This is a genomic window from Pseudorhodobacter wandonensis (genome assembly GCF_001202035.1).
In the GTDB taxonomy this organism is placed as follows: domain Bacteria; phylum Pseudomonadota; class Alphaproteobacteria; order Rhodobacterales; family Rhodobacteraceae; genus Pseudorhodobacter; species Pseudorhodobacter wandonensis.
In genome coordinates this window covers 1-13,781 of the sequence record NZ_LGHT01000027.1, presented here as the reverse complement: position 1 = coordinate 13,781, position 13,781 = coordinate 1, and the positions used below count along the sequence as shown (strand labels likewise).

The 13,781-nt window shown below is 58.1% G+C and carries 11 protein-coding genes; all 11 read right to left on the bottom strand.

The genetic code is table 11. The features are described from left to right. Positions 1-2: 2 nt before the first annotated feature. The 11 genes from AKU79_RS08175 to istB all read right to left on the bottom strand — a co-directional run bounded on the left by AKU79_RS08175 (position 3) and on the right by istB (position 13,760). Complete coding sequence (locus AKU79_RS08175) at positions 3-1,700, bottom strand: ABC transporter ATP-binding protein (protein ID WP_050523111.1); 1,698 nt, start codon at positions 1,698-1,700, stop codon at positions 3-5. 5 nt (positions 1,701-1,705) lie between these two features. Then, positions 1,706-2,788, bottom strand: coding sequence for an ABC transporter permease (locus tag AKU79_RS08170; protein WP_050523110.1), 1,083 nt, complete (start codon positions 2,786-2,788; stop codon positions 1,706-1,708). A 72-nt stretch (positions 2,789-2,860) separates the two neighbouring features. Continuing rightward, complete coding sequence (locus AKU79_RS08165; protein WP_050523109.1) at positions 2,861-4,231, bottom strand: CmpA/NrtA family ABC transporter substrate-binding protein; 1,371 nt, start codon at positions 4,229-4,231, stop codon at positions 2,861-2,863. Between the two features lie 247 nt (positions 4,232-4,478). Then, complete coding sequence (locus AKU79_RS08160; protein WP_050523108.1) at positions 4,479-5,642, bottom strand: CmpA/NrtA family ABC transporter substrate-binding protein; 1,164 nt, start codon at positions 5,640-5,642, stop codon at positions 4,479-4,481. Then, positions 5,639-6,223 carry an ANTAR domain-containing response regulator gene (locus tag AKU79_RS08155; RefSeq protein WP_050523107.1) on the bottom strand — a complete coding sequence of 195 codons (585 nt, stop codon included), beginning with the start codon at positions 6,221-6,223 and terminating at the stop codon, positions 5,639-5,641. Before AKU79_RS08155 ends, AKU79_RS08160 begins: the two co-directional genes overlap by 4 nt. Before the next feature lie 234 nt (positions 6,224-6,457). Then, positions 6,458-7,195 (bottom strand): amino acid ABC transporter ATP-binding protein, encoded by a 738-nt coding sequence (locus AKU79_RS08150; protein ID WP_050523172.1) that lies wholly within the window; start codon positions 7,193-7,195, stop codon positions 6,458-6,460. Between the two features lie 25 nt (positions 7,196-7,220). Then, the gene (locus tag AKU79_RS08145) at positions 7,221-9,137 is read right to left on the bottom strand and encodes an AMP-binding protein (protein WP_050523106.1); all 1,917 of its coding nucleotides are present in this window, start codon (positions 9,135-9,137) and stop codon (positions 7,221-7,223) included. 8 nt (positions 9,138-9,145) lie between these two features. After that, positions 9,146-9,898 carry an SDR family NAD(P)-dependent oxidoreductase gene (locus tag AKU79_RS08140; protein ID WP_050523171.1) on the bottom strand — a complete coding sequence of 251 codons (753 nt, stop codon included), beginning with the start codon at positions 9,896-9,898 and terminating at the stop codon, positions 9,146-9,148. A 10-nt stretch (positions 9,899-9,908) separates the two neighbouring features. Further along, positions 9,909-11,567 carry a hydantoinase B/oxoprolinase family protein gene (locus tag AKU79_RS08135; RefSeq protein WP_050523105.1) on the bottom strand — a complete coding sequence of 553 codons (1,659 nt, stop codon included), beginning with the start codon at positions 11,565-11,567 and terminating at the stop codon, positions 9,909-9,911. Further along, positions 11,564-12,910, bottom strand: a complete 1,347-nt coding sequence (locus AKU79_RS08130; RefSeq protein WP_082223974.1) for a hydantoinase/oxoprolinase family protein — start codon at positions 12,908-12,910, stop codon at positions 11,564-11,566. Before AKU79_RS08130 ends, AKU79_RS08135 begins: the two co-directional genes overlap by 4 nt. An 85-nt stretch (positions 12,911-12,995) precedes the next feature. Beyond that, positions 12,996-13,760 (bottom strand): IS21-like element helper ATPase IstB, encoded by a 765-nt coding sequence (gene istB, locus AKU79_RS08125; RefSeq protein WP_269430762.1) that lies wholly within the window; start codon positions 13,758-13,760, stop codon positions 12,996-12,998. Positions 13,761-13,781: the final 21 nt, after the last annotated feature.

Below are 13,781 nucleotides of genomic sequence, written 5' to 3'. Positions count from 1 at the left end.
CATTACTCCGCTGCGATTGCTTTGGGTTTCGGTTTGGTGCCAGAGGCGGGCGATTTGGGCGCATTGCCATGTTCGTATTCCTGTAGGAAATCGAGCACTTCCTGGCGGTAGGAATAGTAATCGGGATGCGCGAGCAGCGCCTTGCGGGTGCGCGGGCGCGGCAGGTTTACATCGGTGATCTTGCCAATGGTTGCCTGCGGGCCGTTGGTCATCATCACCACGCGGTCGGCCAACAAAATCGCCTCGTCCACGTCATGGGTCACGCAAATCGCAGTGACTTTGGTGCGCGACCATACTTCCATCAGCACCTCTTGCAGCTCCCACCGGGTCAGGCTGTCGAGCATGCCAAAGGGTTCATCCAGCAGCAGCAGTTTCGGCGAAAGCGCAAAGGCGCGGGCGATGCCGACACGCTGCTTCATGCCGTTCGACATGCTGGCAGCACCGCGGTTCATCGCATCGCCAAGGCCCACGCGTTCAAGGTAATATTCCACCACATCCTGACGTTCGGCCTTGGACGCGCGGGGGTAGACCTTATCGACCCCGATCGCCACGTTTTCCTTGGCGGTCAGCCATGGGAACAGGTTGGGCGATTGGAACACCACGGCGCGCTCGGGGTCGGCGCCTTCGACGTTCCAGCCATCCAAGCGGATCGCGCCTTTGGAGATCGCGTTCAACCCTGCGGCCATCGTCAGAACCGTAGACTTGCCGCAACCGGAATGGCCGATCAGGCTGATAAACTCGCCCTTGTTGATTTTCAGGTCAAAGTTTTCGACCACCGTCAGCGGGCCCTTGGGGGTCGGGTAAATCTTATGCAGTTGCGAGAAGTTCAGATAGCGTTCTTCCAGCCCGCCTGCTTGGGCCTCGGCCACCACGGCTGGCAGGGAATGGATTGGCGTAACGTTCGGCAAGGCCCGCGTATCGGCGGTCTTGGCGGCGATGCCGACATCCATCAGATGCTGTGTAACCTTGGCGCGCAGGGCCTTGAACGTTGCATCATTGTTCATGGCACTGCGTGCGCGGGGGCGGGCAATGCCAACCTTGATCGGGTCGGCCAGCGTGCCATCCGGATTCAGCAATACGATGCGGTCGGCAAGCAAAATTGCCTCATCCACGTCATTGGTGATCAGGATGCAGGTCTTTTTATCCTGCTCCCAAATCTCCAAAATCTCATCTGCCAGATTGGCGCGGGTCAGCGCGTCCAGCGCCGAAAGCGGTTCATCGAGCAACAGCATTTCCGGATCCATCGCCAAAGCGCGGGCGACAGATACCCGTTGGCGCATACCACCCGACAGTTCGGCCGGGCGGCGGTGGGCGGCGTGGCCAAGGCCAACCATCTGGATATAATGGTCAATCTTGGCTTTGCGGTCGGCGGCAGACAGTTTCGGAAACACGGCATCGACAGCCAGCCCGACATTGCCGGCAACCGTCAGCCACGGCATCAGGGAATAGCTTTGAAACACCAAGCCGCGTTCTGGCCCCGGCCCTGCGATCGGCTTGCCCTTAAAGGTCAGGCTGCCGCTATCGGGCATTTCCAACCCGGCAATCAGGTTCATCAAGGTGGATTTACCGGTGCCGGAAAACCCGAGGATCGCCACAAACTCGCCGTTGGCCACCTCTAGGGAAATGTTCTTCAGAACTTCGGCCCGGTTGCCTGCGGGGCCAAAGCCTTTGGACATGTTTTTGATGCTAAGAATGCTCATACCGCTCACCGATTTGATGTGAAGGTAAAGGCCGATTGCAAGGCGTACATCACACGGTCAAGCAAGAAGCCGATGATCCCGATGGTCAGCACCGCGACCATGATTTTCGCAAGCGACTGGCTGGAACCGTTCTGGAATTCATCCCAGACGAATTTGCCAAGACCGGGGTTTTGCGCCAGCATTTCGGCGGCGATCAGCACCATCCAGCCCACACCAAGGCTAAGGCGCAAACCGGTGAAGATAAGCGGCAGGGCCGAAGGCAGAACCAGTTTGGTGATTTTGGTATAGGTGTTCATTTTCAACACTTTGGAAACGCTAACCAGATCTTTGTCGATGCTGGCCACGCCCAGCGCGGTGTTGATCAGGGTCGGCCAAAGCGAACACAGCGTGACGGTGATGGCCGAGACCAGAAAGGATTTGGCAAAGTACCCGTCCGAGGCGTAGGTGGCCGAAACGATCATCGTCACAATCGGCAGCCATGCCAGCGGCGACACGGGTTTGAAAATCTGGATCATCGGGTTGATGGCGGCATTGGCGATCGGCGACAGACCCGCTGCGATGCCCAAGGGAATTGCAATCACAGACGCAATCAGAAAGCCGAAAAACACGGTTTTGATCGAGGTCCAGATTTGCGCGTAATAGGTGGCGCGGCCGGTATAGGGGCGGATTTTCACATCATCCGCGCGGCCTGCGGCAACCAACTCGGCGTTGCGGGCATCCTGGCGTTCGTAAAACGAGGATTCCTTAACATATTCGCGCAAGGCGTCTTGATGCAGGTTAACTGCTTGTTCCCACACCTGGGCCGGGCCGGGAATGGCCCCGAGCGAGGTTTGAACCTTGGGTGCCAATGCCCCCCATGCGGCCAGAAACAGCAAAATCGCCAAAAGCGGTACACCAAGCAAGCGCCACACCTCGGCCGCCTGCGCCTTGGGGCTGTCGCCTGCTGCCGCCTTAAGGATCGGTGTCAGCCATGGCAGACCAAGTGCCTTGAGCCAGACATCGGCTTTGTTGATGCGGGCAAAGAGACGGGCGCGGCGCGCGTCTTTGGTTGCGGTATTGCCAAGGGTATCTGGGTCAATTGCGGTCATGCTTTTGGTCCTGCGTGTCAGATGGGCGTCTGGGGGGCTGCCCCGCCACAAACCGGCGGGGCAGCAAGCGGTTTAGCCTTGGATATTATTGCCAACGACGGTTTGGTTGCCTTTCAGGCCAATCGGCAAGCTGTCGATATAGGCGTTGGGGGTGTGGCCATCGTAGGGGATGCCATCGATGATATCGGCCGCCGGCGTGGGTGCTTTGAACCCGTCGCTTTCCCAAGGGAAGTCGGCCTCGTTTGCCAAACCTTCATCCACAAGCATACGGGCCGCTTGCAGGTAAAGGTCTGGGCGGTAAACAGATTTTGCCTGTTCGATAAACCATTCATCGGTTTGCGGTTCGGCAATCTGGCCCCAGCGGCGCATCTGGGTAAGGTACCAGATCGCATCGGAATAGAAGGGGTAAGTGGCGTTGTGGCGGAAGAACACGTTGAAATCGGGTACATCGCGCTTGTCGCCCTTTTCATATTCAAAGGTGCCAGTCATCGAGTTGGCGATAACCTCACGGTCGGCGCCGACATATTCGGGGCGCGACAGGATTTCGACCGCCTCGGCGCGGTTGGCGTTGTTATTCTCATCCAGCCAGATCGCGGCGCGGATCAGGGCCTTGGTGATGGCAATCGTCGTATTCGGGTTTTCTGCGGCAAACTCGGCACTGACGCCAAACACCTTTTCAGGGTTGTTTTTCCACAGCTCATAATCGGTGATAACCGGAACACCGATACCTTTGAACACGGCCTGCTGGTTCCATGGCTCGCCCACCGAGTAGCCGAAAATTGTGCCAGCTTCCATCGTCGCGGGCATTTGCGGCGGCGGGGTTACAGACAGCAATACATCCGCGCCAATCTTGCCCGAAACATCCTCGGGGGAATAATAGCCGGGCTGCAAACCACCTGCGGCAAGCCAATAGCGCAGTTCGTAGTTATGCGTGGATACGGGGAAAACCATGCCCATGTTGAAGGGCTTGCCCTGATCTTTGTAAGATTTGACCACGGGGGCAAGGGTGCTGGCGCTGATCGGGTGCTGCGGTTTGCCATCGGCACCCATTGGCACGTTTGGTTTCATTTGCTCCCAAATATCATTGGAAACGGTGATCGCGTTGCCGTTCAGATCCATTGAGAACGGGGTAATGATATGCGCCTTGGTGCCGTAACCGATGGTTGCGGCCAGTGGCTGGCCTGCCAACATATGTGCGCCATCAAGCTGGCCATCGATCACACCATCCAGCAACACCTTCCAGTTTGCTTGCGCTTCAAGCGTTACATAAAGACCTTCATCCTCAAAGAAATGCTGCTCATAGGCCACAGCAAGTGGGGCCATGTCTGTTAGCTTAATGAAACCGAATTTCAGCTCGTCTTTTTCCAGTTTCAGCATTTCGGCCATCGCCGGCGTGGTCGCCAAGGCGGAAAGCAGTGCAAGATGCGCAAGTTTATACTTCATAGATCTGTCCCTTGTGAGGTCGCGAAAATGAAAAAACCGCTTGATGATCCAATGCGCGGGAGGAGGAGGGCACATCAGGTCTATCAAGCGGCGCTGCTTGTCTTATCGGCTGTCTTCGTTGAAAGCCTTTGGAAGCCACTGTGCTTCCTTAACCCTAAGATGCGGGCTTGCTTGCTGCAGCGCAAATAAAACGCGCCCTAGGTGCCGGATTTATGCTGCAATGCAGAAAGTGCGCAAAAAATGTGCATCAGGCGGGGGGTAATTCACAGATTTTGCCATCAAAAAAAGCATCTGGCCCAAGAATCAATTGCCCGCGTTGCGAAGCGATTGCGCCGTGATCTGTCATAGACCCCTCGGGTTTTGACGATGTCATTGGAAGATCGACGCCAAGCGGGGCAATATGGGCGCGAAAAAGGTCGGGGCGAAAGCATGTGGCCGCCGAACGCGCGATTTCTGACGGGGAGAGGCCGTGCAAAGCTGCAATCTGCGCGCCGATCCAGCCCGCCTGGCTGCGCCACGGGAAATTTGCAGCCCCGATATTGAAGCGCAAAAAATTGGGCACTTTGACAGGCGCGGCGCCCAGCACGGGCAGTATTTCACCGGTCAGCGCCCGGTCTATGGCGTCGTCGGGCAAATCAAGATGGTCTGAGCGGGACAGGATTTCGGCTGCCAGACCGTGGTTTTCCGGACGATCCAGCCAATAGGCCGCCCGATAAATCGCCCGCATAAGCGCGCCGGTTGTCTCGGGGTGCTCGCTTGCCCAGCTGCGGCGCACGCCTAGCACCTTTTCAGGTGCAAACTGCCAGATCGCTGCGCCGGGCAAGATCAGTTCGGCCGTGCCACTGTTCACGGCAACCGACCCCCAAGGCTCGCCAACGCAAAACACATCCAGATCACCCGCAGCGACGGCATCGGCCATCAGATGCGGCGGCATTGTGACCAGCTTGAACCGTGCGGCCGCATCGCCCATCCAATAGGAAAACAGCAAACGGTGCATGGAATAGGGAAACGGCACGCCCACGCGCACAGGCTTGTCACTGACCGAAATCAGCGCGGCACGCGTGCCTATTGGATCCTGAAAGCCGCCTTTCCACCCTGCCCCGCGCATTTTGTCAGCCAGTGCTGCAGAGGTGCCGATGACGGTGCCGTTTATGGAAAGCACCATCAAGGCATCGGTTTGCACGTGCTGGCCACTTAGCCCCAATGACATTGCAACAGGCATTGGCGCCAACATATGTGCGGCATCCAGATGGCCCATCGCCAAAAGATCGCGCAGTGCGGCCCAGGAAGGCTGGCGCAACAGGTTCAGCGCAATCCCCTCCTCCTCGGCGAAACCCAGCGTCTTGGCGATGACCAAGGGCGCACAATCGACCAGCGACACATATCCGCAATTCAGCAAACGACAGTTCATCTCAACAAATCCGTCGCTGTTATCAAGGCCTCGGCCACATCAATGACCTTGCGCTTTTGGTCCATGGCGGTGCTGCGCAGCAAGGCATAGGCCTGATCTTCGGAAATGCCTTTGGCGCGCATCAGCAGACCTTTGGCACGGTCAATAATCTTGCGATCAGCCAAGGCTTTCTTGGCGACTTCCAGTTCAAGCCGCATCTGGCTCATCATCTGAAAACGCGCAATGGCGGTTTGCAGAACCGGCTTGATACGTTCGGGTACCAGATCACCGACGACATAGGCGCTTAGGCCTGCGGCCACTGCGGCGCTGGTCATGTTATCATCGGATTGGTCTACAAACATCGCAACTGGCCTGCCTTTTGCATCAGACGCGGCGCTGACCTGTTCCAGCACATCCCGGCTGGGGTTCGTCAGGTCTATCAAGACGATATCGGGATTGATTTCGGTAAGGCGGCGCGCAAGGCCGACCATTTCGGGCAGAACCGTGACATCAGACCAACCCCCGGCTGTCAGCGCATCCTTGATGGCTGTGGCGCGGTTGGGATCGGGTTCGAGGACAAGAATTCGCAACGGGTTTGGCATTTTTCAATCGGTATATTTGAGGGCACATCCTGACAAGAATGCCTGCACGATTGCACCGACAAAGCCTGATAAAGCCCAAAACTGCCTATAATATACGCATAAAGACCAATATTGCGTCACTTTATTGGCAAAGCTTGCGGCTGCCTCCAAAGGGGTCCGGTGTGCGGACGCTGCCAATTAAGCCGCGGCATCCAACGGGCCGCGGCACGAAAGAGATCGCTATGCCACATGCCGCTAGTGGCTTAGCACCTGATCCAGAAAGGCCTTGGTTCGCGGGTTTTGCGGGGCGGTAAAAAAGGCCTCAGGGTTGTTTTCTTCAACAATCAGCCCGGCATCCATAAAGATAACCCGATCAGCCACGCGTCGGGCAAACCCCATTTCATGTGTGACGCAAATCATCGTCATGCCTTCTTGGGCCAGTGTTGTCATAACATCCAACACTTCGCCAATCATTTCGGGATCCAGCGCCGAAGTCGGCTCATCAAACAGCAAGACCTGCGGCTTCATGCACAGGGCACGGGCGATGGCGACGCGTTGCTGCTGCCCGCCCGAAAGCTGCCCGGGATATTTTTTGGCCTGATTGGCAATCTGAACTTTCTCAAGAAAGGCCATCGCAGTTTTTTCGGCTTCGGCCTGCGGCGTTTTTCGCGCCAGCATCGGGGCGAGCGTGCAGTTTTCCAGAATGGTCAGATGTGGGAACAGGTTGAAATGCTGAAAGCACATACCGATCTCGCGGCGCATGGCCTCGATGTTTGGTGCATCGGCGCTAATGGGCTGGCCGTTGATCAAGATGTCACCGGCTTGGTGTTCCTCAAGCTGGTTGATGGTGCGGATCAACGTCGATTTGCCAGAGCCGGACGGCCCGCAGATGACCACCTTTTCACCTTTGGAGACAGCCAGATTGATACCAACAAGCGCGTGGAACGTGCCGTAGTATTTTTGAACATCGCGCATTTCTACGGCTGGGGTCATGATGAACTCTTTCTGTTGCAAACGGTCATTGCGGGGCGGCAATCAGGTTGCGCGCGGTCAGGGCGGCCCGGATTTCATCCAGGATCAAAGGGTCGTCGATGGCGGCAGGCATCTTGAAATCCTGTGCTTCGGCGATTTTCTGGATCGTTGCGCGCAGCACTTTGCCTGACCGTGTTTTTGGCAGGCGGGCCACACAGACTGCGGTTTTGAAGGCTGCCACCGCACCGATCTTTGCGCGCATGAGTTTGACCAGTTCGGCCTCCAACGCGCTTGCCTCGCGGTTCGATCCATTGTTTTGCACATACAGACCCAAGGGCATTTGCCCTTTGACGGCATCCGCCACACCGATCACCGCGCATTCCGCAATGTCTGGATGGCCGCCAATAACCTCTTCCATCGCACCGGTAGATAGCCGGTGCCCCGCTACGTTGATGATGTCATCAGTCCGCGACAGGATGAAAACATAGCCGTCATCATCAATGATGCCGGAATCCGATGTGGCGTAATAGCCCGGAAATTCATCGAGATAAGAGGTCTTGAACCGTGCATGCGCATTCCAGAGCGTGGGAAAGCTGGAGGGTGGCAGCGGCAGTTTGCACACGATATTGCCCAAGGTTCCCACCGGTACAGGTTGGCCGGCATCATCCAGAACCCGGATGTCATAGCCCGGCATTGCCTTGCCCGGAGAGCCGAGTTTGACCGCGAAAGCACCCAAACCGACAGGATTGCCCGACATTGGCCAGCCGGTTTCGGTTTGCCACCAATGGTCAATCACAGGGCGCTGCAGCTTGGCTTGCGCCCATTCTACGGTTGCGGAATCGGATCGTTCCCCCGCCAAAAACAATGTGCGGAAATGTGACAGGTCATAATCGGCAATTCGGGCGCCCGTCGGGTCTTCTTTCTTGATCGCCCGAAATGCGGTTGGGGCTGTGAACAAGGCGGTAACCTTGTGATCTTGAATAACCCGCCAAAACGCCCCCGCATCGGGCGTGCCGACGGGTTTGCCTTCGTAAAGCACCGTTGCGCAGCCGTGCAGCAACGGACCATAGCAAATATAGCTGTGGCCCACGACCCAGCCCACATCTGACGCCGCCCAGAACACCTGACCGGGTTTGACGCCGTAGTGATGCGCCATCGACCATTTCAACGCGACCATATGGCCGCCATTGTCGCGCACGACGCCCTTGGGCTGGCCGGTGGTTCCAGATGTATACAGGATGTAAAGCGGATCCGTTGCCGCGACTGGAACGCATCGTACCTGTGTGGCTGCGGCCTTCTCGACAGCGACGGCCGCCGCATAATCGACATCACGCGGGGCTGCCAGATCGCAGGCCAAAGTGTCACGCTGCAATATCAGACAATGCGCAGGCGTATGGGCCGAGAGTGCAATCGCTTCGTCGAGCAATGGTTTATAGGCGATGACCCGTGCTGTCTCGATGCCGCATGAGGCGGAGATCACAAGTTTTGGCGTGGCGTCGTCAATCCGTGTTGCCAGCTCTTGTGCCGCAAAACCGCCGAAAACCACGGAATGCACTGCGCCAAGGCGCGCACAGGCCAGCATCGCAAATACCGCCTGCGGCACCATCGGCATGTAGATCACCACACGGTCGTCGCGTGCCACACCCAGCCCGCGCATTACCGCGGCAAGCGCGACGACCTCGGCCTGCAGTTCGGCAAAACTGTAACGCGTCACAGTATTGGTGACCGGGCTGTCATAGATCAGGGCTTGGGTTTCGCCCCGTCCTGCGGCAACGTGCCGATCAACAGCATTCCAACAGGTGTTGCACAAGGCGCCGTCAAACCAACGGCCGTAGGCCCCGCTGTCAGGATTAAAGACCTGATCGGCGGGTTTTATCCAATCTATCTCTTTTGCGGCTTCTGCCCAGAAAGCAACCGGATCGGCCTGCCACGCGGCATAGACCTCATTGTAGCGTGATGTCATGTCAAACCTCAGCAGGTGTAGTTCATGCCAAGACGACCGCCATCGACATAGATGGTTTCGCCGGTGATATATTTCGCGCGTTTGCTGGCCAGAAAGGCCACCGCATCGCCAATGTCGCGCGGCTCGCCAATCCGTTTCAAAGGCGTGCGCGACATAACCATTTTCATGGCTTCGGGGTTGGCATTCACGCCGGCCATCATCTCGGTATCTATTGACCCCGGGCCAACGGCATTGACGCGGATGTTATGCGGGGCAAGCGCCAATGAGGCGGCTTTGGTCAGCTGCATCACGCCCCCTTTTGACGCGCAATAGGCGGCAATCGACGGGATCGCCACAACGGCATTGACCGAAGACATATTGACGATTGCGCCCTCGATCTGTTTGGCGACCATGGTTTTTGCCGCGCGTTGTATTGCCAGAAACGTGCCTGTCAGGTTCACTTGGATCACCTTTTGGAAATCCTCTAATGAGGTTTCCAAAAACGGCCCCGGCTTGGCGATGCCCGCGTTGTTGACCAGAATTTCAACGGCGCCATGCTCGTCCTCTATCCGGTCAAAAAGGGCCAGAATCTGGGCAGGGTCGCCCATGTCGCAGGCCATGCCGACAGCACCGCGCCCCAGTTTGGTCGCAGCAGCGGCAACGCCTGCCGCGTTGATATCGGCAAGGATCACCAAGGCGCCATCTTCGGCCAAGGCCTTAGCGCAGGCGTATCCGATACCTTGCGCAGCACCGGTGACGAGGGCAATAGGTTGAGCGGTCATGTTATTATCCTTATGTGTCAAATCCATAGTCCGACTTTGCCTGTTCATCCGTGATAAAGCCTGCCGCAAGGTCTTCGGCAACTTGCGCCTTTGATCGCGCGGCAGGTGGGCCAAAGCCACCACCGCCCGGCAGACTGAGCCGCAAGCGCTGGCCTTGGCGGATCAACTGTCGGCCTTTGCTGCGCAATTCGGTGCCATCGGTCAGCTCGACCTTGCCCAGCGCACCCGGTTTGCCACCATCGCGACCGCGGGCCGGGTTTTGAACACGGTCAAACATTGCGTTGAAGTAAAAGTCATACCCCTCGCGCGGCTCTATCTCGATCACCTGCCCCAAGCCCCCGCGCTGCGTACCGGCGCCGCCAGACCCTGCACGCAAATCCTTGCGCCAGACGGTAATCGGGCCGACATGCTCGGTCGCTTCGACGCTCATGGTTGATACGCCGGAAGGGAATGCCGTGGCCGACAGCCCGTCAAACGCAGGCCGCGCGCCTGTGCCGCCCGAGTTGAACATCAGCACCTCGGCATTGGGCAGGCCGGACGCAGGGTCGCTCGCCCGCGCGGCGATCTGAATGTTCCATAGCGCCGACGCCCCTTCGGCTGGCACCGTGTTGGGCATGGCCTGATGCAAAGCCCCCAGCACCACATCCGGAACGAGATGGCCGAGAACATGGCGCACCGATACCGGCGCGGGGCGTTTGGCCGCCAGAATGCAGCCCTCGGGTGCGGAAATTTCAAACGGCTCAAGCGAGCCTGTGTTATTCGGCACTTCGGGTGCAATCGCACATTTGAGGCCATAGCAAGCATAGGCGCGGGTATAGACTTCTGGCACATTCACGCCAAAACGGCTCATCCCCGAAGTGCCTGCAAAATCGGCCTTTAGTGTCTCGCCTTTGATTGTCAGGCTTACCACCATCTGAACCGGCGCGTCATAGCCATCGACCTGCATCTGATGCGAGAACATACCGTCCGGCACCTGAGCGATGGCGGCCAACGTGGCGGCGCGGCTGGTCTGCATGATGAAATCCGACAGGCCATCCAGATCGGCAATGCCAAACTCGCCCATCATCGCCTGCAAGCGCCGGTCGCCTGCCTCATTGCAGGCCGCCAAGGAATAGAGATCGCCCACCACCTGATCAGGGGCGCGGACGTTGGCGCGCACGATACGAACCAGATCTTGCGATACCGCACCCGCCGCCGCAAATTTCATGATCGGGATAAGCAGGCCTTCTTCATAAACCTCATTCGCATCGGGGCCAAAGCCGCGACCGCCAATATCGACCACATGTGCCGTGCAGGCGAAAAACCCGATATGCACGCCGCCGCGAAAGCTGGGCGAAACCATCGTAATATCGTGCAAATGCCCGGTGCCAAGCCAAGGGTCATTGGTAATGAAAACATCGCCTTCATGGATGTTTTGCAGCCCGATTTCGCGCACAAAATGGGTGACACTTTCTGCCATGGCGTTTACATGGCCCGGCGTTCCGGTAACGGCTTGCGCCATCATCCGCCCCTGCCGGTCAAACAGACCTGCCGACAGATCGCCCGCCTCGCGCACGGATGTGGAAAAGGCTGTGCGGATCAGCGTTGTCGCCTGTTCTTCGACCACTGCGATCAGGCGGTTCCACATAATCTGGAAATCAATGGCGGTGGGGGCATTATGACGGGTCATTTTGCGGCTCCTTTACGGCACAACAGCAGGCTGCCGTCACTTTGCCCGATGGCCTGATAGGCCGAGGTTACGATTGTGCTGGTTTCGTCTTCGACGATCACGGCAGGGCCTTGAACCACCTTGCCTGCGGTCATGTCGGCGCGGGAAACCTCTTGCGCTTTGACCATCTGGCGCACGGCGGCATCGTAGAAGTGGCGCGGGCGCGGGCTGACAGCCTCGGTGCCTTCGTAAAGGCGCGTGACCGGTACTGCCGAGGGCAAAACAGTCGCCACCATTAACGACCAATTGGTGATTTCAATCGCAAGACCATCAATCGTGCGCCCGAAAAGCTGTCGGTAAACCGTCTCAAACGCCGCTTGGATTTCATTCAGATCGGTAGCTTTAAAAAGCCGATAGGGCAAAGCGACGGGGATTTCCCAGCCTTGGCCCGAATAGCGCATAAAAGCCGTCAGTTTTTCCACTGTGGGCGCATCGCTGGCCCCCGCCCGCACAAAGGCACGGGCCTCGGCCTCCATATCGGTCAATGCGGCATTCACCGCAGCCGCGTCAAAGCTGGCAAGTTTCTGGAACAACCCGCGCGTCGCCTCATAGCTGAAAGGCGCTTTCAAGAACCCGATGGCCGAGCCAACGCCGGCGCCGGGCGGGATAAGCAACTCGGCAATTCCCAATTTTTCGCACAGACGGCACGCATGCAGCGGCGCACCGCCCCCAAAGGCGATCATGGTGAAATGTTCAATATCGCGGCCATTTTCGACCGTATGCACGCGCGCCGCATTGGCCATGTTTTCGTCAACCATTTCGGTCACGCCAAAGGCCGCTTCGTCGGTCACTACGCCCAATGGCCCAGCCAACACCCGTGCAATCGCCGCATTGGCATCGGCAGCCGACAGGGGGATGGCGCCGCCTGCAAAGTTATCAGGATCAAGCCGCCCCAGCGCCAGATTGGCATCGGTCACAGTCGGGTTCACCCCACCGCGTTGATAGCATGCAGGGCCCGGCTCGGACCCGGCCGAACGCGGGCCAACCTGAACACGGCCAAGACTGTCGATCGTGGCGAGCGACCCGCCGCCCGCGCCAATTTCGACCATCTCGACCACGGGGGTCGATACCGTCATGCCTGACCCCTTTTTGAACCGATAGGTGCGGGCAACCTCAAAGCTGTTGGCGGTTTTCGGGGTGCCATCCTCAATCAGGCAAATCTTGGCTGTGGTTCCGCCCATATCGAATGACAACACCCGATCCAAGCCATGCGCGCGGGCATAATCGGCCGCAAAGATCGCGCCGCCTGCCGGGCCGGATTCGAGCAGACGGACGGGTTGTTCTGCGGCGGTTTCGACCGAAATAAGGCCCCCACCTGTTGATTGTCATTGAGAACTGACCCGGCATTTTCATCGAGATCTGACCCACCCAGCCGTTATGATCTGCTGGTTATGATGGCGTCAATGCTGTTGCCTCCTTTCGCTTTTTCTTCGCTGTTTCGGAGCTGGCCTTGAAGCGGTAGCTGTCATTGCCGGTCTCGAGGATGTGGCAGCGATGTGTGAGACGATCGAGCAGTGCTGTGGTCATTTTGGCATCGCCAAAGACGCTGGCCCATTCACTGAAGCTCAGGTTGGTGGTGATGATGACGCTGGTGCGTTCATACAGCTTGCTCAGAAGATGGAAGAGCAACGCGCCGCCGGAGGCGCTGAACGGCAGATATCCCAGCTCATCCAGGATCACCAAGTCGGTTTTGACCAGCGCCTCAGCGATCTTCCCGGCCTTGCCTTGGGCCTTTTCCTGCTCCAGTGCGTTGACCAGTTCAACCGTCGAGAAGAAGCGGACGCGCTTACGGTGATGCTCGATGGCCTGAATGCCAAGGGCGGTTGCAACATGCGATTTCCCTGTTCCCGGACCTCCGATCAGCACCACATTCTCGGCCGCGTCCATGAACTCACAACGATGGAGTTGTCTGACTAAGGCTTCACGGATCTCGCTGGCGGCAAAGTCGCAGCCGGAAAGGTCCTTGTAAGCCGGAAAGCGGGCCGCCTTCATGTGATAGGCGATAGAGCGCACCTCGCGCTCGGCCATCTCCGCCTTGAGCAGTTGCGACAGGATCGGCATGGCGGCTTCAAATGCGGGCGATCCTTGCTCATGCAGATCCTGCACAGCCTGCGCCATGCCTGGCATCTTCAGGCTGCGCAGCATGATGACGATGGCATCTCCAGCGGGATCATG

Excerpts from the sequence above, each read along its gene's own strand:
- AKU79_RS08135 (WP_050523105.1), bottom strand. The coding sequence starts at position 11,567 with ATGACCCGTCATAATGCCCCCACCGCCATTGATTTCCAGATTATGTGG.
- AKU79_RS08140 (WP_050523171.1), bottom strand. The coding sequence starts at position 9,898 with ATGACCGCTCAACCTATTGCCCTCGTCACCGGTGCTGCGCAAGGTATC.
- AKU79_RS08170 (WP_050523110.1), bottom strand. The coding sequence starts at position 2,788 with ATGACCGCAATTGACCCAGATACCCTTGGCAATACCGCAACCAAAGAC.
- AKU79_RS08155 (WP_050523107.1), bottom strand. The coding sequence starts at position 6,223 with ATGCCAAACCCGTTGCGAATTCTTGTCCTCGAACCCGATCCCAACCGC.
- AKU79_RS08175 (WP_050523111.1), bottom strand. The coding sequence starts at position 1,700 with ATGAGCATTCTTAGCATCAAAAACATGTCCAAAGGCTTTGGCCCCGCA.
- AKU79_RS08150 (WP_050523172.1), bottom strand. The coding sequence starts at position 7,195 with ATGACCCCAGCCGTAGAAATGCGCGATGTTCAAAAATACTACGGCACG.
- AKU79_RS08160 (WP_050523108.1), bottom strand. The coding sequence starts at position 5,642 with ATGAACTGTCGTTTGCTGAATTGCGGATATGTGTCGCTGGTCGATTGT.
- AKU79_RS08165 (WP_050523109.1), bottom strand. The coding sequence starts at position 4,231 with ATGAAGTATAAACTTGCGCATCTTGCACTGCTTTCCGCCTTGGCGACC.
- AKU79_RS08145 (WP_050523106.1), bottom strand. The coding sequence starts at position 9,137 with ATGACATCACGCTACAATGAGGTCTATGCCGCGTGGCAGGCCGATCCG.